This window comes from Roseisolibacter sp. H3M3-2, assembly GCF_029211165.1.
GTDB lineage: Bacteria > Gemmatimonadota > Gemmatimonadetes > Gemmatimonadales > Gemmatimonadaceae > Roseisolibacter.
The window spans coordinates 1-21,454 of sequence record NZ_JARGEK010000035.1; the positions used below are offsets into that span (position 1 = coordinate 1).

Below are 21,454 nucleotides of genomic sequence, written 5' to 3' on the forward strand. Positions count from 1 at the left end.
ATGACCGCGGCCGGCTCCGGCTCGGCGGCCAGCACCGCGGCGTGCGCGCCGCTCCCGTTCGTCGACGCGGGGCCGGCGAGCCAGCGCGCGACCTTCTCGCCCGCGGCCGCGTCGTCGAGCGGCACCACCGTGAACGCGCCCTGGCGGCGCACCATCGCCACGAACAGCGGGCTGGCCGCGCCGATCGTGGTGGCGGGCGCGCCCACGAGCCGCGCCGCCTCGGTCGGGCCGGCGACGCGCGGCGAGAAGAACGCGACGCCGAGCACCAGCAGCACGCCGACGACCGCGCCGCCGCCGAGCCCCGCCGCGAGCGTGGGCACCGGCCGCGGGAAGGCGGCCTTCTTCGGCACGAGCGCGTCGTCGATCTGGCGCACCTCCCCGCCCTCGCCGATCGCCGCCAGCCGGGCGTCGAGCAGCTGCGTCTGCAGCGCCAGCCCGGTCTGCGCCAGCCGGCGCACCTCGCGCTCGCGGCGCGCGAACTCCTGCGCCGACGCGGGCAGCGTCTCCAGCGACGCCTCGAAGCGCGACGCCTGCGACTGCAGCTCCGCGCGCTGCCGCTCGAGCGACTGCGCGTACGCCGCGCCGAGCGGCTGCAGCTGCCGCTCGAGGTCAGACGCGCGCTGCGTGAGCGCGACGACCTCGGGGTCGGCCTCGGTGCGCCGCTCCAGCAGCTCGGCGCGCTCGGTCTCGAGCTTGGCCAGCTGGGCCAGCAGCTCGTTGACCGCGCCGCTGCGGAGGAAGCTCGGGTACGCCGCCAGCTGCCGCGCGCTCATCGAGCCGGCGCCGACCTGCCGCAGCAGCTGGTCGAGCGCCACGCCCTCGACCGCGTTGGCGGCCAGCAGCTCGCGCACCTTGCTCGCCGCCTCGAGGTCGATCTCCCCCACCAGCTTGGGATCGACGACGCCGCTGCGCTCCTGGTACTCGCGCAGCGCCTGCTCGGCGGCCGCGAGCTGGCGCGACACGCTGTCCACCTGCGCCGACACGAACTCCGCGCGGTGCTGGTTCACGCCGCGGTCGGTCGTGCGCCGGCGCTGCAGGTAGGCCTCGACGATCGCGTTCGGCACCGCCGCCGCCGACAGCGAGTCGGGCGCCGCGAACGCCACGCTGGCCACCTCGCCGCCGGTCTTGTCCACGCCCACGCGCTTGCGCAGCCGCTCCAGCGCGTCCTCGCGGTCGAGGAGCTGCACCTCGAAGGCCGGGGGCAGCGCGCCCGGCGCCAGCGCCAGCGTCCCGTACGACGTGGTCAGCGGCGCGGCGGGCGACACGACGCCGTCGACCCCGCGGCCGCGCACGCGGTAGCCGGCTCCCTCGCGCTCGAAGGTGAGCTTCACCTTGCGGAAGCTCCCGGCGTACGCGCGCGGCGCGAGCAGCGTCCACGGCGCGCGCCCCGCCGGCGACAGCACCCGGACCTGCAGCCCGAGCGAGTCGCTCACGCGCCCGATCACGGAGTTGGACGCGAGGATCTCGAGCTCGGTCTCCATCGGCGACTTGAGCGCCGAGCCGAGCCCGCCCGGCGCCAGCTCGGCGGGGACGCCCAGGCGGCCGAGCAGCGAGCCGCCGGCGTCCTGCGCCGATCGGAGGAGCACCGTGGCGGCGCCCTCGTAGCGGCGCGGCGCCCAGGCCAGGACGGCGCCGGCGGCGGCTACCCCGAGCAGCGCCGCCAGCGCGATCCCGCGCCACCCGCGGCGCAGCCCCTGGACCAGCTCCCCGACATCGACCACGTCGGCGCCCGCCGCCACGGTGCGCGTCGCGCCCGGCAGCGGCTCGAGCGCGCCGCGCCCGCTCGGGACGAGGGTGCCGCTCATCGCGCCAGCGCCGACAGGAGCACCGACGCCGCCACGGCCACCGACGACACCGCGGCGAGCGCGTTGCGCGACAGCCAGTTCTTGCGCCCCACCACCACCTGGTCGCCCGACAGCACGTTCTCGGCGGGGCGCGACGCGACGTCCTTCCAGCGGCCGACCGGCACGCGCTCGCCGTTGCGCAGGATCTCGATACGGTTGGGGTCGCCGTCCTCGGCGAGCCCGCCCGCCTGCGCGATCACGTCCTGCAGCGTCGTGACCGGCTCGACGAACAGCACGTCGGGCTTGTTGACCGCGCCGAGCACCGCGACGCGGCGCAGCACGATCAGGTCGACGTTCGGGTCGCGCAGGTAGGCGGCCAGCCGGGTCCGCACCGTGTCCTCGAGCGCGCTCGGGATCATCCCGACGACCCGCATGCGGCCGATCCGCGGGAGCACGACGTCCCCCGTGGGGTCCACCGGGAAGGCGTCGCTCCAGGTCGGCTCCCGCCAGACCTTCAGCACGACCTTGTCGCCGAGCCCGATCGGCGCCTCGACGGCGGCCGGCGCCGCCGCCGGCGGGGCGGTCGGTTGCGCGAGGGCGGGCGTGACCGTCGTCACGGCGACCAGCGCGAGCGCGGCCGTGATTCCGCCACGCCGGCGCGTCGTGCGGGTTCTGGGATGGTGGGCGATGCCGCTCACGGTCGGACGAGGCTCGGGAGGATGGGGCGCGTCGTGACCGCATCCGCCTCGGCGGGTACAGCCGTAGGACTACCGGTCGCAGATTGATCCTAACGGCTCCCGTTCGGGGGCTGCAACCCGAGACGTGGTGGGCCGCGTTGTCCGGTGGCGTGGGTCACCGGATCGGGCGGCGCGGCGTGCGGGCGAGCGTCCGTTCGTCGCTGGTCGTCCTTCACCGGTCCCATTACGTTTCGCCCGTCGCCACACCCGCGGCGTCCGCGTCTACGGCAGGCGCGGGCGGCGGGCACGTGCGCTACGCCCAAGGCTGTCCTGGCACCCCCCACTGAATGCCGAGTCGTACGCTGCGCGCCCGTTCCGCCCAGGCCCGGTCCGTCGTCGCCCCCGAGGGGGTCGCGACCGCGACCCGCCGCCTCGGCGTCGCCGAGCAGGGCGCCGCGCTGGCCACCGCGCTCCACGAGCCGGCGCTGCAGATGCAGGCGGCGCTCGTCGCGCGCGCGACCGACTGGGAGGCGGAGGCGCTGGGCGCCGTCCCGCGCGACGTGGCGCGCGAGGTCCAGCGCGACGTCCCGCGCGACGAGCTGGCGCTCGTCGTCGGCTCGCTGCCGCGCATCGCGCCCTGGCAGGAGAGCGCCAAGCGCGCCCTCGACGTGGTCGGGGCGGCGGCGGGCATCCTGCTCGCCCTCCCCGTGCTGGTCGTGCTCGCGGTCCTGATCCGCATGGACTCGCGCGGCCCCGCCCTGTTCGTGCAGCGCCGCGTCGGCCGGCACGGGCGCGCCTTCGGGTGCTACAAGCTCCGCACGATGTGCACGGACGCCGAGAGCCGCCTGGAGGTCGACGGCACGCTCCGCCGCACCTACGAGCGCAACGGCTACAAGATCCCGGTGGACTGCGACCCGCGCGTCACCCGCTTCGGCCGCTTCCTGCGCTCGACCAGCCTCGACGAGCTGCCGCAGCTATTCAACGTGCTGAAGGGCGACATGTCGCTCGTCGGCCCGCGGCCGGTCGTCGAGCGGGAGCTGGAGCACTACGGCGCCGCCCGCGACGTCCTCCTCTCGGTCCGCCCCGGCATCACGGGCGCCTGGGCCGTGCAGGGGCGCAGCTCGGTGAACTACCCCGAGCGCGCGGACATCGAGCTGGCCTACGCCCGCTCGTGGACGGTCGCCGAGGACCTGCGCATCCTCGTCCGCACCGTCGGCGTCGTCCTGCAGCAGCACGGCGCGCACTGAGGCGCGCCCGGCCGACGGCGCGGGCTCAGTCCCGCGCCGCGGCCGCCCCGGAGGCCGCGCGCTCAGGGCGACGCAGCTCGTCGTCGAAGATCGCCCACTCGCGGGCGACGAAGTCCGCGAAGTCGCGGCGGAAGCGCTCGGGCGAGAAGCGCAGCGCGTTGCGGCGGCAGGCGTCGGGCGAGATGCGCCCCCGCGCCGCCTCGAAGGCCAGCACGCCGTCGCGGATCCCGGCCGGCGTCTGCGCGTCGTACAGCACGCCGCACGGCTCTGGAGCGTCGAGCCCCGGGATCGTCTCGGGGAGCGCGCCGCCGGCGTACGCGATGACCGGCGTCCCCACGGCCTGCGCCTCCAGCGGCGCGATGCCGAAGTCCTCGACCGCCGCGAACAGGTAGGCGCGCGCGCCGCGCAGCCAGCGCAGCAGCTCGGGGAACGGCTGGTGGCCGAGCAGCGTGACGTTCGGCCCCGCCTTCTTCCGGACCAGCGGCATCTGCGGCCCGTCGCCGATCACGACCAGCTTGCGGTCGGGGAGGTCGCGGAACGCCTCGACGATCAGGTCCACGCACTTGTACGGGACCATGCGCGACGCCGTGACGTAGTAGTCCTCGCGCTCGCCCGCCGGGGTGAAGGCGCCCACGTCGACGGGCGGGTAGATCACCGTCGAGCCGCGGCGGTAGACCTTCCTTATGCGCCGCCCGACGAACTCGGAGATCCCGATGAAGGAGTCGACGCCGTTGGCCGAGCGGGCGTCCCAGTCGCGCAGCCGCTTCAGCATCAGCCGCGCGGCGAGCCCCGTCGGCCCCCAGCCGAGCCCCGCCTGCCGCAGGTACTGGTGCTGCAGGTCCCAGGCGTATCGGATGGGCGAGTAGCACATGCACAGGTGGAGCTGGTCCGGCCCGGTCAGCACCCCCTTCGCCACCGCGTGGCTGCTCGACACGACCAGGTCGTACCCGGTGAGGTCCACCTGCTCGATCGCGAACGGCATCACGGGGAGCCAGGTGCGGTAGCGCGACCGGGCGAGCGGGAGCCGCTGGACGAACGTGGTCCGGACCGGGCGCCCGCCGAGGAAGGCGCGCTCGCGCTCGGGGAGGAAGTCGCAGACCGCGAAGACGTCGGCGTCGGGGAGCACCGCCAGCATCTGCTCCAGCACCCGCTCCGAGCCCGCGTAGGTCGTCAGCCACTCGTGGACGACCGCGACCTTCACAGCTCGTCCACGCCCTCCGGCGCGGCCCCGCGGGCGGCGACGATGGCGGCCGGCGGCGCGCCGCGCGCGTGGACCCCGCCCAGCCGGCGGCCGTGGCGGCTGGTCTCGCGCTGGCGCGGCGCCTCGACCGCCCGCGGCGACTCGGTCGCCGAGCCGCCGGTGAACTCGGGCACCAGCCGCTTGATCGCGACCCGCACCTCGTCGTTCGTCGCGCCCGAGGCGGCCAGCGCGTACATCTCCTCGAGCGTCTCGGCGTTGGCGAGCGGCAGCTCGGCGTGCTTCGCCCGCAGGACCTTCGGGTGCGACGTCGGGCTCGCGTGCTCGGCGTCGAAGAACAGCTCCTCGTAGAGCTTCTCGCCGGGGCGGATGCCGGTCTCGCGGATCTCGATGTCCGTCCCGACCTCGAGCCCCGACAGCCGGATGACGTCGCGCGCCAGGTCGTAGATCAGCACCGGCTCGCCCATGTCGAGCACGAAGACCTCGCTGTCCTCCGCGAGGATCCCCGCCTGCAGCACCAGCTGCACGGCCTCGGGGATCGTCATGAAGTAGCGGCGCATCTCGCGGTGCGTGATCGTCACCGGCCCCCCCGCCTGGATCTGGCGGAGGAAGGTCGGGATCACGCTGCCGCGGCTTCCGAGCACGTTGCCGAAGCGTACCGAGACGAAGTGGCGGCCGGGCGCGCCGGCGTAGCGCTGCACCACGCCCTCGGCGAGCCGCTTGGTCGCGCCCATGACGCTCGACGGACGGACCGCCTTGTCGCTCGAGATCAGGACGAAGCGGTCCGCGCCGTAGCGGTACGACAGCTCGGCGACGACCTGCGTGCCGTACACGTTGTTGAGCAGCGCCTCGGCGACGTTCTGCTCCATCAGCGGGACGTGCTTGTGCGCCGCGGCGTGGAAGACCGTCGAGGGCGAGTACTGCCGGAACAGCCGGTCCATCCGCTCGACGTCGCGCACGTCGGCGATCACCGGCGACACCGGGACGTCGGGCGCCAGGCGGGTCAGGTCCTGCAGCAGCTCGAAGATCGAGTTCTCGCCGCGCCCGACCGCCACGATGCGGCTCGGGTTGAGGCGCGCCAGCTGCCGACACAGCTCGCTGCCGATGGAGCCGCCGGCGCCGGTGACCAGCACTGTGCGCCCCTCGGCGAGCGTCCGCACCTGCGCCAGGTCGGTGCGCACGGGCTCCCGGCGCAGCAGGTCCTCGATGTTGACCTCGCGGAGCCCGCTCACCGACTTGCGCCCGTCGATCAGCTCGAAGAGCCCGGGCACCATGCGCGCGGGGATCCCCGCCTCGCCGGCCGCCTTGACGACGCGTCGCACGACCTGGCCGGGCGCCGACGGCATCGCGATGACCACCTCGTCGATCGCCATCCGCTCGGCCGCCGCCGCCAGGTCGTCGAGCGCGCCGACGACGGGGATGCCGTGCAGCCCGCGCTTCCGCTTGGCCGGGTCGTCGTCCACGAAGGCGACCGGCACCAGGCGGAGCTGCGGGTTGTCGAGCAGCTCGCGGACGATCAGCGACCCGCCGGCGCCGGCGCCGGCCACCAGCACCCGCCGGGCGGTCTCCGACGGGCGGCGGCGGCGCGTCCGCACGCGCACCCACAGGCGCGGCGCGGCGACCAGCACGCTGCCGAGCAGCGCGTCGAGCGCGACCACCGAGACCGGCACCCGCGTCCCGTCGTCGAACAGCGCCGGGACCAGCACCAGCCCCACCACCACGCCGACGACCGTCGAGCCGAGGCTCGACGTGGCCAGCACCTCGAGGTCGGGGGTGCTCGCGTAGCGCCACATGCGCTGGTAGAGCCCCAGCGCCCACATCACGGCCAGCTTAAGCGGCACCACGACGAGCACGAACAGCACCGCGCTCTGGACGTGCGCCGTCGGCCAGTCGAGCCCCTCGAACCGCACCATGTACGCGAGCAGCGCCGCGGCCGGGAGCGCGAGCGCGTCGAGTACGAGGAGGTAGCGGTTTCGGAGGTGGCCGAGCATCAACAGGAGGTGAAGCGAAGGTGCGGGGGGACGGCGACCGTCGGCATCGACGGCACGGCGCCCGGCGCGACGAGGCGGCGGGCCGCCCGTGGGGCGGCCGCCGCGTGCCACCCGCGAAGCATAGCGTGCCGGGGGCGGCTCAGCGCCGCCCGGAAATCTCTCGGTGGTGAGACGGTGTGACCTGCATCACGCGGACGACGGCATACCCCGGACCGCCACATCGGGAGCCCCGAGCAGCTTCCGCACCGTGGCCACGACCGCCGGGACGTCGAGGCCGTAGTGCGACCGGAGGTAGTCCTGCGAGCCGACGATCGACGAGAACCCGGCGCGCAGCCCGACCCGGGCGAACCGCGCCGGCGCTGCGCCCGATTCCAGCAGGCACTCCGCCACCGCACCGCCGAGCCCGCCGATCACCGAGTGCTCCTCGATCGTGACCACCCCGCCCGTCTCGCGCGACGCCGCGAGCAGCGCCGCCTGATCCAGCGGAGCGATCGTGTGCATGCTCAGCACCCGGCACCGCACCCCCTCGGTTGCGAGCTGATCGGCCGCCCGCAGCGCCACACCGAGGATACCTCCCGTCGCCACCAGGGTCACATCCTCCCCCTCGCGCAGGCGACGGCTCCGGCCGAGCGCGAAGGTCTCGCCGTCGGGGGCGGCGTTCCCCGCCCCGGCACGGTCGAGGCGCAGGTAGGCCGTCCCCGGCAGCGCCGTGATGGCGGTCGTCGCCTCCGCCGCCTCCCAGTCGTCGCCAGGGCACACCACCGTGACGTCGGGGATGCTGCGCAGGATGGCGATGTCCTCGGTCGCGTGGTGCGACATGCCGAGGGCCCCGTAGCTGAAGCCGCCGCCCACGGCCACCACCTTCACGGACGCGCCGTGGTAGGCGGCGTCGTTCCGGATCTGCTCCAGGCACCGGAGCGTCGGGAAGTTCGCGATCGAATAGGTGAAGACGATCCGCCCCTCGAGCGCGAGCCCGGTCGCGAGCCCGGTCATGTTCTGCTCGGCGACCCCGGCATTCAGGAACTGCCGGGGGAAGCGCTTCGCGAAGTCGGTCAGCACGCCGAAGCCGAGGTCGCCGGTGACCAGCATGACGCGCGGATCGGTGGCGGCGAGCTCGGTCAGACGCGCGATGAAGGCGTCCCTCACGCGTCCCCCTCGGTGTCCAGCTCGGTCCACGCGGCGTCGAACTCGTCGCCGCGCGCCGTGCGGTAGTGCCAGAGCACCGAGTGCTCCATGAACGAGACCCCCTTCCCCTTCACCGTGTGCGCGAGCACGACGGTGGGACGGCCGGGCTCGGCGGGGAGCGCGTCGAACGTCTTGCGGAGCGCGGCGTGGTCGTGGCCGTCCACCTCGCGCACCGCCCACCCGAACGCCCGCCACTTGTCGGCGAACGGCTCCAGCGCGAGCGTCTCGGCCACCGGCGCCAGGCTCTGGATCTTGTTGTAGTCGACGACCACCACGAGGTTGTCGAGCCGGTGGTGGGCGGCGAACAGGATCGCCTCCCAGTTCGACCCCTCGTCGCACTCGCCGTCGCTCAGCAGGGCGAACACGCGGTGCCCGCGCGCGTCGAGCTTCCCGGCCAGCGCCATCCCCGTCGCGACCGGGAGCCCGTGCCCCAGCGACCCGGTCGAGAACTCCACGCCGGGGATCCCCTTGTGCGAGACGTGTCCGCTGAGGAGCGAGCCGTCCTGGTAGTGGCGCGACAGCCACTCCACGGGGAAGAAGCCGCGCTCGGCGAGCGCGGCATAGACGCCGGCGCCCGCGTGCCCCTTGCTGAGGATGAAGCGGTCGCGGTCGGGCCAGTCCGGACGCGCCGGGTCGACGCGCAGCGTGTGGCCGTAGAGCACCGCGACCAGGTCCGCCATGGAGAAGACGGCGCCGACGTGCGAGCTGCCGCCCGTGCTGGTCATCCGCAGCGCGTGGCGCCGGATGCGCAGCGCCAGCTCCTCCGTGGTCGCGGCGGGTACGCCCGCCGCGACCGGTGTCGCCGCCGTCATCAGCGCCCGTAGAACTCGCGGACGGTGGCCGCCACGTAGTCCGCGTCCTCGTCGGTCACCATCATGTTCATCGGCAGCATGAGGCAGCGCTCGAAGAACCGCTCGGTGCGCGGGAGCGAGACGTCGCCGTAGCCGAGCCCCTTGAACTGGTGCACCGCCTTGCCGCCCCACTGGATCAGCGTCCCGACGCCGCGGTCCTTGAGGAACGCGCGCAGGTCGTCACGGCGGTCGGCCTCGATCTCGTAGTTCTGGAAGACGTCGTGGTGGTCGGGGTCGGCCCCGGGGGCCGCCGGCAGCACCAGCTCCGTCAGGTCGCGCAGCGCCGCGTCGTAGCGGGCCGCCAGCGCGCGGCGGCGGGCCACGATCGTCGCGTCGTAGTCGGCGAACTGGAAGTCGAGCACCGCCGCCTGGAGGTTGTCGAGGCGGGAGTTGAGCCCCCAGCACTCCACCTCCCCCTCCTCGTTGCGCCCGTGGTCGCGCAGCAGGCGGACCTTGCGCGCGATCTCGTCGTCGTCGGTGATCACCGCGCCGCCGTCGCCGAAGCAGCCGAGGATCTTGGCGGGGTAGAAGCTGATCGCCGACGCCACCCCGAAGGTCCCCGCGTACTTCCCCTTGTACCGGGAGCCGAGGGCCTGCGCGGCGTCCTCGAGGATCATGAGCCCGTGGCGCTCCGCGATCTCGAGGATCGGGTCCATCGCGCACGTCCGCCCGTTGAGGTGCACGGGGAGGATCGCGCGGGTGCGCGGCGTGATCGCCGCCTCGATGGCCGCCGGGTCGATCAGGTGGTCCGGCCCCATGTCGACCGGGACCGGCGTGGCCCCGGTGTGGGCGGCCGACGCCGGCGAGGCGACCATCGTGTGCGACGGGAAGATCACCTCGTCGCCGGGCCCGAGCCCGGCCGCGCGGAAGGCCATGATCAGCCCGTCGGTCGCGTTCCCGACGCCGATCGCGTGCTTCACCCCGAGGTACTCGGCGAGGTGGCGCTCGAAGTCCACCAGCTCCTGCTGCTGGATGAACGCGCCGCGGCGGATGATCCCGGAGATCATCTCGAGGTACTCGCGCTCGTTCGCCGTGAAGGCCGCGCGGTAGTTGAAGAACGGGATCGTGCGCGCCGGCACGGCGGCGGTGTCCGAGATGGCCATCTGAGGAAGGATCAGTCGAGGACGGCGTACGCGATGTAGGGGTCCCAGGGGAGGCGCTCCAGGCGGAGCCGCCCCATCCCGACCTCCTCCAGCACGGCGAGCGTCTCGCCGGGCCACATCGGATTGTCGAGCTCGTCGAACGCGAGCACGGCCCCCTTGGGCATGCGCGGCACGAAGTGCTGGAGCGCGGCCTTGGTGGGCTCGTACAGGTCCATGTCGAGGAACAGCAGGCTCACCACCAGGTGGGGGTGCGCCGCCAGGAAGGGCGGGATCGTCTCGACCACGTCCCCCTTGATGAGGTGGACCTTGTCCACGTGCCCCAGGAAGCGGTCGCGGTCGTACTCCTGGACCAGCGCCTGCAGCTCGTCGTGCGAGTCGGCGAACAGCCCCCCCGGCGTCACCTCGGCGACCGCCGTGGCGTCCTTCGCGTGGACGCTCGGGAACCCGGCGAAGGTGTCGAATCCGTAGATCCGCCGCGTCAGGTTCTCCGGCTCCAGCATCGCGCTCAGCTTCGCCCACGACATCGTGCCGAAGCCCTTGAACACCCCGCACTCGACCACCGAGCCCTTCACCGGCAGCACGAGCTTGAAGATCTCGTACATCGCCAGGAAGCGCTTGAGGTGCTGGCGCCGGACGTACTTGGGGAAGTTCTCGAGCTTGGTCTCGACCGGGTCGGGACAGGCCTCGAAGATGCGCGCGATGTTCGGGCCGACCTCCTGCTCGGCGGCGGTGCGGAATTTCTTCACGGATCGGGACGGGTACTGAGGTCTGCGGCCGGCGGACGGGGCCGACCGCGCAACCTACCCGGTCCCGGAGCACGGCTCAACCGGCCCGCCGGTGAGCGCCGTCACGCAAGTCGCGGCGTCACGCGCGGTTGACAGAGCCGATCGGGGCTTCCTAGCCTATCGGGATCGCCGCCGCACCGACGCGCGGCCTCCCCACGCGACTCCCGCCGATCGTGAAGAAGCGCCTGTTCGACCTGCTGTTCTCCGCGCTGGTCCTGCTCGTCGCCGGCCCGTTCCTGCTCGTCATCCTGTTCCTCGTCTGGCGGCAGGACCGGCACGACCCGTTCTACCGCGCGCCCCGGGTCGGGCGCGGCGGGCGCGAGTTCACGATGATGAAGGTCCGCTCGATGGTCGTGAACGCCGACCGCTCGGGGGTCAACTCGACCAGCGCCGGCGACCGCCGCATCACCCCGCTCGGCCACTTCATCCGCCGCTGGAAGGTCGACGAGCTGTCGCAGTTCCTGAACGTCTTCCGCGGCGACATGAGCGTCGTCGGGCCGCGCCCGAACACCCGCGCCTGGGGGGTGGACCTCTACACCCCGGAGGAGATGCGGCTGCTCGACATGAAGCCCGGCATCACCGACCTCTCGTCGATCGTGTTCTCGGACGAGGGGCAGATCCTGGCGGGCGCGGAGCACGCGGACCTGAAGTACAACCAGGTGATCCGGCCGTGGAAGAGCCGCCTCGGGCTGCTCTACGGGCAGCACCCGTCGGTCCTGCTCGACCTGCGCATCGTCTGGCTGACGGCGGTGGCGATCGTCGACAAGCCGCGCGCGCTGCGCGGCGTCGTGGCCATCCTCGAGGCGCTGGGCGCCGACCCGCGGCTCATCGAGGTCTGCCGCCGGCAGGGGCCGGTCCCCGCCGGCGCGGCGCCGGGGGCGGCCCGCGTCTTCGAGCTCGAGGACGCGGTCGCCGCCGGGGGGTGAGCGTCAGGCGCCGAGGCGGCGCGCCAGCTCGGCGACGATCACCCCGGACGCGTTGCCGTCGCCGTAGGGGCGCACCTCGCGGCGGCGGCTGGCGTCGCGGGCGAGCATGACCGTCGCCATCGCGGCCGCGTCGCCCGGCGGGACGAGCGTGTTCCACCCCGCGTCGACCAGCTCGACCCACTCGGTCTCGTCGCGCAGCACGAAGCACGGCACGCCGTAGAAGAACGCCTCCTTCTGCACGCCGCCCGAGTCGGACGCGACCGCCAGCGCCCCCATCTCGAGGCGCACCATGTCGACGAAGCCGACCGGCTCGACGAGGCGCAGCGCCTGCTCGGCGCGCGCCAGCAGCCCGCTGCGCTCGAGCGCGGCCCGGGTGCGCGGGTGCAGCGGGAGCACGACCGGGTGCGTCTCGGCCACCGTCGCGAGTGACTCGACGATCGACGCCAGCCGGCGGACGTCGTCGGTGTTCTCGGCGCGGTGCACCGTGGCGAGGTAGTAGCCGCCGTCCTGCAGCCCGAGCGCGTCGAGCACGCGGCTGCGCGAGCGCGCCACGTCGGCCGTCATCAGCGCGGCGTCGTACATGACGTCGCCCGTCCAGACGATGCGCTCCTCGGGGTGCCCCTCCCTGCGCAGCTGCGCGGCGGCGACGTCGGTCGGCGCGAAGAGCACGTCCGAGACCCCGTCGGCGACGATGCGGTTGATCTCCTCCGGCATCGCGCGGTTGAACGAGCGCAGCCCGGCCTCCACGTGCGCGATCGGCACGTGCAGCTTGGCCGCCGCCAGCGCGCCGGCGAGCGTCGAGTTGGTGTCGCCGTAGACCAGCACGAGGTCGGGGCGCTCGGACAGGAAGACCTCCTCCAGCCCCTCGAGCATCTTGCCGGTCTGCGCGCCGTGGCGCCCGGAGCCCACGCCGAGATTGTGCCGGGGCGCCGCGAGGTCGAACTCGCGGAAGAACACCTCCGACATGTTGAAGTCGTAGTGCTGCCCGGTGTGGATCAGCACCTCCTCGATGCGGCCGTCCTGCTTGAGGGCGCGCGAGACGGCGCCGGCCTTCACGAACTGCGGGCGGGCGCCGATGACGGAGCAGATCTTCATGGGGCGGGGCTCGGGGGGCGCGGCGCGAGCACGGCGCGCCGGATGAGGACCGCGTAGACGAGGTACGCGAGCACCCCCGTCCACGCGAAGAGGGTGACGAGGCCGGCCAGCGGGAGGTCGAGGCGCGCCGCGACCAGCGACGCGCTCGCGAGCCCCCCGACGCGCAGCGCGTCGAAGACCAGCTTCCACTGCGGGCGGTTGGCGACGCCGACCACGCCGCTCACGGTGCCGACCGTGAAGTCGGCCACGAACAGCGGCACCAGCCGCGCGGCCAGCGCGCCGGCGGGGCGCCACGACTCGCCGAACACGAGCGCGAACAGCGGCTCGGCGGCGAGCACGATCACGAGCCCGCCGAGCAGCGCGACGCCGAACAGCGCCGCCGCCACGCGCAGGAGGAACGCGACCGCCGCCGTCCGGTCGGCGGCGAAGCGCTCGACGAAGTGCCCGATGAACACGTCGCCCACCGCCTTCTGCACCAGCCCGATGGGCGCCGTCATCACCAGCGACGTCAGCGTGAACAGCCCGGCCGCCTGCACCCCGTAGCCCATCGTCACGAGCACTGGCGGGAGCGCGGTGCCGACGTTGTTGGCCAGGTTGGTCGCCGTCCCGAACACCACGAAGTGCCGGCGCCGCCGCAGCGCGGCGCGCACCTCGGCCGCGGTCAGCGCCCAGGCGTCGCGCAGGTCGTCGGCGACCGCGTGCGCCATCGACGCGGTGACGGCGGCGCGGGCGGCGATCTCGCCGAACGCGAGCCCCGGGAACCCGAGCCGGGCCGCGCCGAGTGCGACCTGGCCGCCGGGCCGGAGCAGGCCGAGCGTGAGGTGCGAGCGGGCGAGCGCACGGTAGCGCTGGCGGCGCGCGAGCCACGGCTGGAGCAGCGTGGTCGCGCCCAGCACCGCGACGTGCAGCCCGACCAGCGCGGCGTGCCAGGGCTCGAGCGCCCCGTAGCCGAACCAGCCGAAGGCGATGAGCGCCAGCGCCGCCGCGGCGCACGGCAGCAGCGCCAGCGCGAGCGCCGTCAGCCCGGCGCGCAGCAGCGCCAGCGCCTCGTCGTGCGACTCGGCGGCGAAGATCGCGCTGTTGGAGCCCACGAGCGCGACCACCGCCAGCACGTTGGTGAGCGCGGTCAGGAGCCCGAATCGCCCGAACGCGTCGGGCGCGAACAGCCGCGAGAGGAGCGGGGACGCCGCGAAGCCGATCGCCTGGGCCGCCAGCGCCGCGCTCCCGACGCCGGCGATCGTGCGCAGCACCCCGCCAGCCGGCAGCCTCACGCGGCGCGCCCCGTCACGCGGCGGACCGCAGCTCGCGCAGCCAGAGCCCGAAGGTGAGCGCGCGCCACACCAGCTGCGCCTTGTCGTGGCGCCCGGCGTGGAAGCCCGACACGAACGTCCGGAGCTCGGCGCCGTCGAACATCGGCTCGCGCGCCAGCTCCTCCCACACGTCGGCGTAGCGGTCGGCGTGCCGGCGCAGCCAGAGCGCGTCGTCGGCGAAGAAGCCGATCTTGTCGCGGCGCGCGCGGATCGGCTCCGGGAGGATGCCGCGCATCGCCTCGCGGAAGACGTGCTTGCGCTCCCCGTCGGGCGACAGCAGGTGCTCGGACGGCAGCGACAGCAGGAACTCGGCGAACCCCATCGTCAGGAACGGGACGCGGCTCTCGACCGAGTGCGCCATCGAGTTGCGGTCGGCGTAGCGCAGGAGGTTCGGCAGCGAGCCGCGCTCGACGGTCGACACGAGGTGGTCCTTCATCGTCGCGTGGCGGCCGATGAGGTCCTCCGCCAGCGCGTCCGCGTCCACGCCGGCGCCGGCGAACCACCCCCGGTCGAGGTACGACGGGAAGACCTCGCGCCGCACGAGCCCGCGCGCGAGGCGCCGCAGCCCCGGGGGGAGCGCGGCCTGTGCGAGCATCATCGACGTGTGGGCGACGCCGCGCGCGCCCGGCGCCGCGTGGGTCACCAGCCGCAGGCACCCGGCGAGGTCGCCGCGCCGCGCCAGCTCGGCGGCCCGCGTGCCGACGTACGGCCAGTAGCCGGCGAGCAGCTCGTCGGCGCCCTGCCCGTCGAGCGTCACCGTCACGCCCTCGCGGCGCGCGCGCTCGAACACGAGGTACTGCGCGTACACGCTCGCCGACCCGAACGGCTCCCCCTGGTGCCTGATCAGCCGCGTGAGGTCGTCCGGGCCCATCTCGGCGGCCGGGCGGATCTTGTGGCACGCGCCGCCGACCTGCGCGTGCACGAGGTCCACCCACCGCTCCTCCGACTTCCCGGCCTCGGTCGCGATGTAGCTGAAGGTCTGCAGGTCGAGGTCGGGCTCGAGGCGGCGCATCGCGCACACCACCGCCGAGGAGTCGATCCCGCCCGAGAGCGCGGCGCCGACCGGCACGTCGCTGCGCAGGTGCAGCCGCACGTTGTCCAGGAACCGCTCGCGGCACTCGGCGGCGGCGTCGGCCAGCGAGATCGCGCGCTCGGTCGGGCGCAGCTGCCAGTAGGTGCGCGGCGCCCGCAGCGCGCCGGCGTCGAAGTCGAACGTGGCGACCGACGCCGGCGGCAGCGCGCGCACCCCGCGCAGCAGCGTGCGGTCGTTGGCGTTCGTCGCCCCGAAGCGCAGGTACTCGTACGCGACCTCCGGGTCGAGGTCGGGCGCCAGGCGTCCGGCCCGCACGAGCGGCAGCGGCTCCGACGCCACCAGCAGCCCGGCCTCGGTCTCGGCGTAGTAGAGCGGCTTGATCCCGAACGCGTCACGGGCGAGCGTCGCCGTGCGGCGCGCGCGGTCGACGAGCACGAAGGCGTACATCCCCTCGAAGCGCCGCAGGCTGGACTCGCCCCACCGCGCCCACGCCTCGATCAGCACCTCGGTGTCGGTGCCGGTGCGGAACCGCGCCCCGTCCGCCTCCAGCTCGCGGCGCAGCTCGACGTAGTTGTAGATCTCGCCGTTGTACGTCGCCACGAAGCGGCCGTCGCCCGACGTCATCGGCTGCGCGCCGCGCGCCGACAGGTCGAGGATCGACAGCCGCAGGTGGCCGAGCCAGGCGGCGGGCGCGTCGTCGGACGCGTCGACGCCCGCGAGCAGCGTCACGCACGCGCTGCCGCGGCCGTCGGGCCCGCGGTGCCGCAGCGCGTCCATCACGTGCTCGTGGGGCGCGACCGGCGCGCCGGGGCGGCTCAGCGCCGCGAGGATGCCACACATCGATGCGAGGTCCGCCCTGGGCGGAGGGCGCGGGGGCTCACCACCCCTCGGCCAGTCGGTACCGGAGCTTGCCCAGCAGCGCCCTGCCGCGGGCGGCGGGGCGCGCGGCGCCCGCCTCCCACCGCTCGGCGGCCGCCGCGAGCAGCGCCAGCCCGTGCCGCCCGGCGAGATAGCGGAGGAAGATGGCGTGCACCCGGTGGTAATTCAAAGTCGCGAGGTTCGGGGCGCGCCCGCGCATCCCGAGGTCGTAGGTGGACCACCCGCCGGCGTCCCACCGTCCGACGTTGGCCGCGGTCGCCGCCAGCACCGCGTCGCGCAGCGCGACCCCGGCGTCGTCGCCGGCGCGCGCGAGGTCGTCCAGCCCGACCAGCGCGTGCAGGCACCCGTTCAGGACGTGCGCGTAGCTCCCCGGGTACTCCTCGAGGAACGGCGAGCCGTCGGGGAGCCGGTCGAGCAGCCCGCCCTCGGCCACGGGCACGCCGAGCACCGGGACCGCGCGCCGGGCGGCGTCGAGCCAGGCGTCGTCGCGCGTCGCCACCGCCGCGCGCGTGAGCACCGAGAGCCCCTGCCCCTGCCCGATGCACGACAGCCACGGCGCGCGCATCGGGCCGGCGTCGAACGTGTACGCGAACCGGCCGTCGGGCTGCTCGGCGAACCAGCGCGCCGCCGCCAGGAAGCGCTCGCGCCACCCCTCCGGGCGCGCGTTCCAGAGCAGCAGCGCCCACCCGGCGATGCGGCTGGGGTTGTGGTGGTGGCGTCCCCCCGCCGGCTGCAGCGGCAGCCCGGCGTCGTCGAACGGGCCGAACATCTCGTCGACGCGGGGGAGCAGCGCCGACCAGTCGGTCGGGTAGCGCCACGGGTCGGCGGCCCAGTCGGCCGCGCGCACGTCGGCGTCCCCGGTCGCGTAGGCGCGCACGTCGTGCCACATCAGCGCGAGCGACTTCCGCATCAGCGCCCGCCCGCCGTGAGCCGCCGGTAGAGGGCGACCAGCTTGTCCCCCTCCTGCTCCCAGTTCCACTCACGCTCGATCCCCGCGCGCCCGCCCCGCCCCAGCCGCTCGGCGAGCGCGCGGTCGCGGTCGAGCTCCACGATGGCCGCCGCCACCGCCTCGGCGTCCATCGCGTCCACGGCGCGCCCGCACTCCCAGCGCTCGACCAGTCCGCGCAGCAGCGGGAAGTCGCTCGAGATCACGGGGATCGCGGCCGACAGGAACTCGAAGAACTTCACCGGCTCCGAATCCACGTTGTTCGGCATCGGCGGGTAGAGCACGAGTCCCGCGATCGCGTCGTCGAGGATCGCGCGCAGCTGCTCGCGGTCGACCAGCCCCACGTAGTCGACGCGGTCGCCCCCCGGCTCGCGGCGCAGCGCCTCGGCGAAGCCCGGGTGCGGCTCCGGGCCGCCGAGCACGAGGCGCACGGGGCTGTCGGGGGGGAGCGCCGCCATCGCCCGCAGCATCAGTCCGACCCCCTTCAGGTCCCCGAGCCCCCCGAGCCCGCCCACGTACGCGACGCGCGCCGAGCGCTCCGCGAACGGGCGCGCGGTGGCGGGATCGTACAGCTCCGCGAGGTACGGCGCGTTGCGCACCCGGGTGGTCTTCTCGGGGGGGAAGCGGACCGCGATTCCCTCGGTCGCCGGCACCACCTGGTCGAACGCGCGCGCCGCCAGCGCCTCCACCGCCTGCGTGGCCCAGCCGAGGAACGGCTTGCTCCACGACGGGAGCCACGGCTTGGCGACGATGTCGAGGTGCACGTTCTCGTGCACGTCGTACACGACCCGCTTGCCGTGCAGCTTGAGCGCGAACCCCAGCGGGAGCAGCTCCGGGTCGTGCAGGTGGAACACCGAGGCCCCCGAGCGCCGCGCCTCGCGGTAGGTGCGCCAGAGCACGCGCGTGAAGCGGTCGACGCGGTTGCGCGCCCGCCCCACGGGGACGATGCGCACGCCGCGCACCTCCTCCGCGCGGTCCGCGCGCGCCGCGAGCTCCAGCACCTCGAACCCGTTGGCCGCCAGCGTCGCGGCCTCCTTCAGGCAGATCCGGACGTCGCGCGGGCCGTGCACGGTCGTGACGTGGGCGACGCGCGGCCGCCCGCCCGCGCCGTTCGCACCGCTCACGCGTGGCCCCCGAGCCAGAGGAGGCTCACCGCCTCCTTGAACGCCTGCGGGTGCTGCACCAGCGCGTCGTCGGAGAACAGCGCGTCCGTCGACTCCCCGGCGGGGAGCAGGTGGCCCACCGCCGCGCGCCGCTCGCGCAGCGCCGTGCGCAGCTCGGCGCCCAGCCCGCCGCGGATCCAGCGCTCCTGGTTCACGTCGAAGCCGCGCTTGTCGCGGTTGACGCGGATCGCGTCGGGGAGCCGCCCGCGCATCGCCTCGCGCAGGATCCACTTCCCGAAGCCGTCGCGCAGCTTCACCCGCTCCTGCAGCGCCAGCCCGAACTCGATCACGCGGTGGTCGAGGAACGGCAGCCGGCTCTCGATGCTGTTCCCCATCGAGTTCCGGTCCTCGTAGCGCAGCAGCGTCGGGAGGCTGAACCGCGTGACGTCGAGCCGCTGCCGCTCGCGCGTCCCGGCGCCCGGCGCGAGCCCCATGTGCGCCCCGTCGGCGGGGGGCAGCACGAGCCGCGTCCCCATCCCCTGCGCCGCCCCCGTGTACCGCCCGCGCTCGGCGAGGAAGACCCCGGCGCGCCGCAGCACCGCCGGCGCGAACGGGACCACCGCGCGCAGGAAGTGCGGCAGCGCGCCGACGCGCCGCTCGCGCACGATCGACTGGGCGTAGAAGAGGTAGAACTTGCGGTACCCCATGAATGCCTCGTCCCCCCCCTGCCCGCCGAGCAGCACGATGGTGCCGTCGGCGCGCGCCGCACGGAACACGGCGTGCTGCGCCATCATGCTGGCGTGCGGGAACGGCGCCCCCTGCGCGCGCAGCGTGCGCCAGAACAGCTCCGAGACGTCGCGCGGGTCGTCGACCCACACGTAGTGCGGCTCCAGGTGCGTCGCGCCGGCGAGCGTCGCCACCATGGGCCCCTCGCTGTCCGCGGCGTCGGGGCGCCCGTACGTGTAGCCGATCACGCGCGGGAGCTCCTCGGACAGCAGCGCGGCGATGCTCGACGAGTCCACCCCGCCGCTGACCGAGAGGCCGAGCGGCACGTCCGAACGCTGGCGGAGGCGCACGGCGCTGCGCAGGAGCGTCAGCAGCTCCTCCTCCAGCTCGCCGACGCTCCGGCGCGCCAGCTCGTCGACGCGCGCCTCGGCGGCGGCGGCGACGTCGTAGTAGCGCGACTTCTCGACCCGCACGCGCCCGTCCGCCCACCGCACGCGCAGCAGGTGCGACGGCTCCAGCGCGGACAGCCCGACGTACGGCGCCGTGCTCCCGTCGTCCTCGTAGTACTTGAAGCGGATCCCGCGCGCGACGTAGTCGAGGTCCGGGGCCAGCCCGGCCCAGCGCGCGATCACCGACGGCGTCGAGGCGAAGGCGAAGGTCGAGCCGTCCGTCCAGTGGTAGAGCGGCTTCACGCCGAACCGGTCGCGCACCAGCACCAGCTCGCGCGCCGCCGAATCGTACAGCGCGAGCGCGAACATCCCGATGAAGCGGCCGAAGGCGTCCGCGCCCCAACGCCGGTAGGCCGCCAGCACCACCTCGGTGTCGCTGCGCGTCTCGAAACGCACGCCGCCGGCCTCCAGCTCCGCGCGCAGCTCGAGAAAGTTGTAGACCTCCCCGTTGAACACGAGCACGCGGTCACCCGCCCGCATCGGCTGGTTGGCCTCGGGGCGCACGTCGATGATGCTCAGCCGGTTGTGGCCGAGCACGACGGCCGCGCCGCCGCCGTCGAACGCCTGGACGCTCTGGGCGTCGGGGCCGCGCGCGTCCTGGTCGCGCACGATCGCCCCCACCAGCGCCTCGAGGTCCGCGTCGGCGCGCGTGCTGACCGCGCCGGAGATGCCGCACATCGTCCGCCTCCCGTCAGTGCAGTCCGAACGCGCGCCCGATGCGGCACGTCAGCGCGTACAGCGAGCCGGGGCCGTACAGGTCGGTCTCGCCGAGCCCGCCCAGCTCCGGGCGGTCGCTGGGGGAGCCGTAGTATCGGGTGCGGAAGGTCACGTCGGTGGGGTCGTCGCTGACGAGGACGGCGCAGAACGCGCGATGCGCCCGCGCGATGCGCGCGTCGAGCGGGGAGAGCAGCGCCCACGAGCCGTAGCGCATGGAGCCGGTGAGCGTGGACGGCCCGTTCCCCCACGGGTGGTCCGGAAACTCGCGCAGCCGGTACCACCCGTCGCGCCCGTCCATGTACGTCCGCGTCAGCGGGCGCCCCGCGGAGTCGAGGTAGAGGACCCGCACCGCGAGCTGGCGCGCCAGGCGCCCGCGGTACGCCTCCACCTCGGCGGCGGGCGCGCTCCCCGCCGGCCACGACGCGACCTGGCTGCGCAGCCACCACGGCCACCGCAGGGCGTGCGAGACGTCGGTCGCCACCGAGTCCACGGGGCACGGCGCCGCGGGGAGCGGGCGCGAGACCGTGCACCCCGCGTACGCGTAGCTCGGGTTGGACGTCCAGCGCCCGAAGTCGAGCAGGAAGCCGTCGCCCGACGGCCCCCCGGCCACGCGGCGGCGCAGCACGTCGAGCGCGGTCGCGCGGATCTCGTGGAGCATCGCGACGTCCGCCACCGGCGTGATCCCGGCCAGCGCCGGGCTCGCGCGCCGCGCCGCCTCGAGGTCCGCGGCCACGCCGAACAGGTGCAGCTCGTGGTCGATGATCGCGCCGAACCACGCGGGCTCGGTCACGCGCGCGTCGCGCCCGGCGAGCTTGGCCCGCACGCGCGTGCGCATGTCGGGGAACGGGCCGCTCCAGTGCCACGCCGGCGCCTCGTCCCAGTAGAAGCGCACCTTGTCGCGCAGCAGGAAGCCGTAGAGCGCCGCCAGGTCGCGCACCGCCGCCGGCGACGCCGCGGCCGCGTCGGCGGCCTCCAGGCGCACCACCGTCGAGAGCAGGTAGGCGTACTGCATCTCGACCTCGGACATGACCACGACGCGCTCGCCCGCCAGCGTCGGGAAGATGCGGCGCCCGCGCGGCTCGCCCCCGGGGACCGGCAGCCCGTCCACCGAGAAGGGGAGCGCGCCGAGGCGCTGGCGGAGGCGCGTGAGCGAGGGGGAGAGCAGCTCGAGACCGGCCCCCCAGCGCGTGACCGCGGACTTCTCGGCCATCTGCCCGGCCGTCGGCAGCGCGGCCACCAGCGCCGCCGCCGCGCGCAGCACCGCGTCCCGCTCGGCGCGCGTGCCGCAGCGGGCCACCGCCTCGGCGAGCGCCATCCCCTGCTGCTGCGACTGGTACAGCAGCTCCGAGTCGGCCACGTCCACGCGGTCGACCAGCGACCGCAGCTCGCGCGCCGCCTCGGCGCCGTCGGCGAGGGCGAGGGCGGCGCACGAGGCGGGCGACGGGGCGG

The 21,454-nt window shown here is 74.6% G+C and carries 16 protein-coding genes and 1 pseudogene; 2 read left to right on the top strand and 15 right to left on the bottom strand.

The window, feature by feature from the left end; genetic code table 11:
- Both PYV61_RS05255 and PYV61_RS05260 read right to left on the bottom strand, forming a co-directional pair.
- Positions 1-1,805: Wzz/FepE/Etk N-terminal domain-containing protein (locus PYV61_RS05255; RefSeq protein WP_275829023.1), on the bottom strand; the 1,805-nt coding region annotated here is incomplete at its 3' end.
- Complete coding sequence (locus PYV61_RS05260; RefSeq protein WP_275829025.1) at positions 1,802-2,401, bottom strand: polysaccharide biosynthesis/export family protein; 600 nt, start codon at positions 2,399-2,401, stop codon at positions 1,802-1,804. The genes PYV61_RS05255 and PYV61_RS05260, both read right to left, overlap by 4 nt.
- Positions 2,402-2,808: 407 nt before the next feature.
- Here PYV61_RS05260 and PYV61_RS05265 point away from each other — a divergent pair, with 407 nt between their 5' ends.
- Positions 2,809-3,708 (top strand): sugar transferase, encoded by a 900-nt coding sequence (locus PYV61_RS05265; protein ID WP_275829027.1) that lies wholly within the window; start codon positions 2,809-2,811, stop codon positions 3,706-3,708.
- A gap of 25 nt (positions 3,709-3,733) precedes the next feature.
- On the opposite strand, the gene PYV61_RS05270 is transcribed toward PYV61_RS05265, so the two are convergent.
- The 6 genes from PYV61_RS05270 to PYV61_RS05295 all read right to left on the bottom strand — a co-directional run bounded on the left by PYV61_RS05270 (position 3,734) and on the right by PYV61_RS05295 (position 10,782).
- Positions 3,734-4,909, bottom strand: coding sequence for a glycosyltransferase (locus tag PYV61_RS05270; RefSeq protein WP_275829029.1), 1,176 nt, complete (start codon positions 4,907-4,909; stop codon positions 3,734-3,736).
- Complete coding sequence (locus PYV61_RS05275; protein ID WP_275829031.1) at positions 4,906-6,897, bottom strand: nucleoside-diphosphate sugar epimerase/dehydratase; 1,992 nt, start codon at positions 6,895-6,897, stop codon at positions 4,906-4,908. The genes PYV61_RS05270 and PYV61_RS05275 overlap by 4 nt, the downstream gene beginning before the upstream one ends.
- A gap of 186 nt (positions 6,898-7,083) precedes the next feature.
- Positions 7,084-8,043 carry a transketolase C-terminal domain-containing protein gene (locus PYV61_RS05280; protein ID WP_275829033.1) on the bottom strand — a complete coding sequence of 320 codons (960 nt, stop codon included), beginning with the start codon at positions 8,041-8,043 and terminating at the stop codon, positions 7,084-7,086.
- Positions 8,040-8,894, bottom strand: coding sequence for a transketolase (locus PYV61_RS05285; protein WP_275829035.1), 855 nt, complete (start codon positions 8,892-8,894; stop codon positions 8,040-8,042). The genes PYV61_RS05280 and PYV61_RS05285 overlap by 4 nt, the downstream gene beginning before the upstream one ends.
- Entirely contained in the window at positions 8,894-10,036 is a 1,143-nt protein-coding gene (locus PYV61_RS05290) for a DegT/DnrJ/EryC1/StrS family aminotransferase (protein ID WP_275829037.1), read from the bottom strand. The genes PYV61_RS05285 and PYV61_RS05290 overlap by 1 nt, the downstream gene beginning before the upstream one ends.
- Positions 10,037-10,047: 11 nt before the next feature.
- Positions 10,048-10,782, bottom strand: coding sequence for a TylF/MycF/NovP-related O-methyltransferase (locus PYV61_RS05295; RefSeq protein ID WP_275829039.1), 735 nt, complete (start codon positions 10,780-10,782; stop codon positions 10,048-10,050).
- Positions 10,783-10,994: 212 nt separating this feature from the next.
- Here PYV61_RS05295 and PYV61_RS05300 point away from each other — a divergent pair, with 212 nt between their 5' ends.
- Positions 10,995-11,747 carry a sugar transferase gene (locus PYV61_RS05300; protein WP_275829041.1) on the top strand — a complete coding sequence of 251 codons (753 nt, stop codon included), beginning with the start codon at positions 10,995-10,997 and terminating at the stop codon, positions 11,745-11,747.
- Positions 11,748-11,750: 3 nt separating this feature from the next.
- Here the strand turns inward: PYV61_RS05300 and wecB are convergent, their stop codons facing one another.
- From wecB to PYV61_RS05335, 7 genes and pseudogenes are all read right to left on the bottom strand, one after another.
- Positions 11,751-12,842 (bottom strand): UDP-N-acetylglucosamine 2-epimerase (non-hydrolyzing), encoded by a 1,092-nt coding sequence (wecB, locus tag PYV61_RS05305; protein WP_275829043.1) that lies wholly within the window; start codon positions 12,840-12,842, stop codon positions 11,751-11,753.
- A complete protein-coding gene (locus PYV61_RS05310) occupies positions 12,839-14,113 on the bottom strand; it encodes an oligosaccharide flippase family protein (RefSeq protein ID WP_275829045.1) in 1,275 nt (424 codons plus the stop codon). The genes wecB and PYV61_RS05310 overlap by 4 nt, the downstream gene beginning before the upstream one ends.
- Before the next feature lie 13 nt (positions 14,114-14,126).
- Positions 14,127-16,025, bottom strand: a complete 1,899-nt coding sequence (gene asnB / locus PYV61_RS05315) for an asparagine synthase (glutamine-hydrolyzing) (RefSeq protein ID WP_275829048.1) — start codon at positions 16,023-16,025, stop codon at positions 14,127-14,129.
- Between the two features lie 37 nt (positions 16,026-16,062).
- Positions 16,063-16,974, bottom strand: coding sequence for a D-glucuronyl C5-epimerase family protein (locus PYV61_RS05320; RefSeq protein ID WP_275829050.1), 912 nt, complete (start codon positions 16,972-16,974; stop codon positions 16,063-16,065).
- Positions 16,974-18,134 carry a glycosyltransferase gene (locus tag PYV61_RS05325; RefSeq protein ID WP_275829052.1) on the bottom strand — a complete coding sequence of 387 codons (1,161 nt, stop codon included), beginning with the start codon at positions 18,132-18,134 and terminating at the stop codon, positions 16,974-16,976. Before PYV61_RS05325 ends, PYV61_RS05320 begins: the two co-directional genes overlap by 1 nt.
- Positions 18,131-19,966 carry an asparagine synthase (glutamine-hydrolyzing) gene (gene asnB / locus PYV61_RS05330; RefSeq protein WP_275829054.1) on the bottom strand — a complete coding sequence of 612 codons (1,836 nt, stop codon included), beginning with the start codon at positions 19,964-19,966 and terminating at the stop codon, positions 18,131-18,133. Before asnB (PYV61_RS05330) ends, PYV61_RS05325 begins: the two co-directional genes overlap by 4 nt.
- Positions 19,967-19,979: 13 nt before the next feature.
- A pseudogene (locus tag PYV61_RS05335) lies at positions 19,980-21,454 on the bottom strand (hypothetical protein); the annotation flags it as partial.

What these genes read in the sequence shown, in the direction of transcription:
- PYV61_RS05265 (WP_275829027.1), top strand. Translation starts at nt 2,809, where the DNA reads ATGCCGAGTCGTACGCTGCGCGCCCGTTCCGCCCAGGCCCGGTCCGTC.
- PYV61_RS05275 (WP_275829031.1), bottom strand. Translation starts at nt 6,897, where the DNA reads ATGCTCGGCCACCTCCGAAACCGCTACCTCCTCGTACTCGACGCGCTC.
- PYV61_RS05285 (WP_275829035.1), bottom strand. Translation starts at nt 8,894, where the DNA reads ATGACGGCGGCGACACCGGTCGCGGCGGGCGTACCCGCCGCGACCACG.
- PYV61_RS05290 (WP_275829037.1), bottom strand. Translation starts at nt 10,036, where the DNA reads ATGGCCATCTCGGACACCGCCGCCGTGCCGGCGCGCACGATCCCGTTC.
- wecB (WP_275829043.1), bottom strand. Translation starts at nt 12,842, where the DNA reads ATGAAGATCTGCTCCGTCATCGGCGCCCGCCCGCAGTTCGTGAAGGCC.
- asnB (WP_275829048.1), bottom strand. Translation starts at nt 16,025, where the DNA reads ATGTGTGGCATCCTCGCGGCGCTGAGCCGCCCCGGCGCGCCGGTCGCG.
- PYV61_RS05320 (WP_275829050.1), bottom strand. Translation starts at nt 16,974, where the DNA reads ATGCGGAAGTCGCTCGCGCTGATGTGGCACGACGTGCGCGCCTACGCG.
- asnB (WP_275829054.1), bottom strand. Translation starts at nt 19,966, where the DNA reads ATGTGCGGCATCTCCGGCGCGGTCAGCACGCGCGCCGACGCGGACCTC.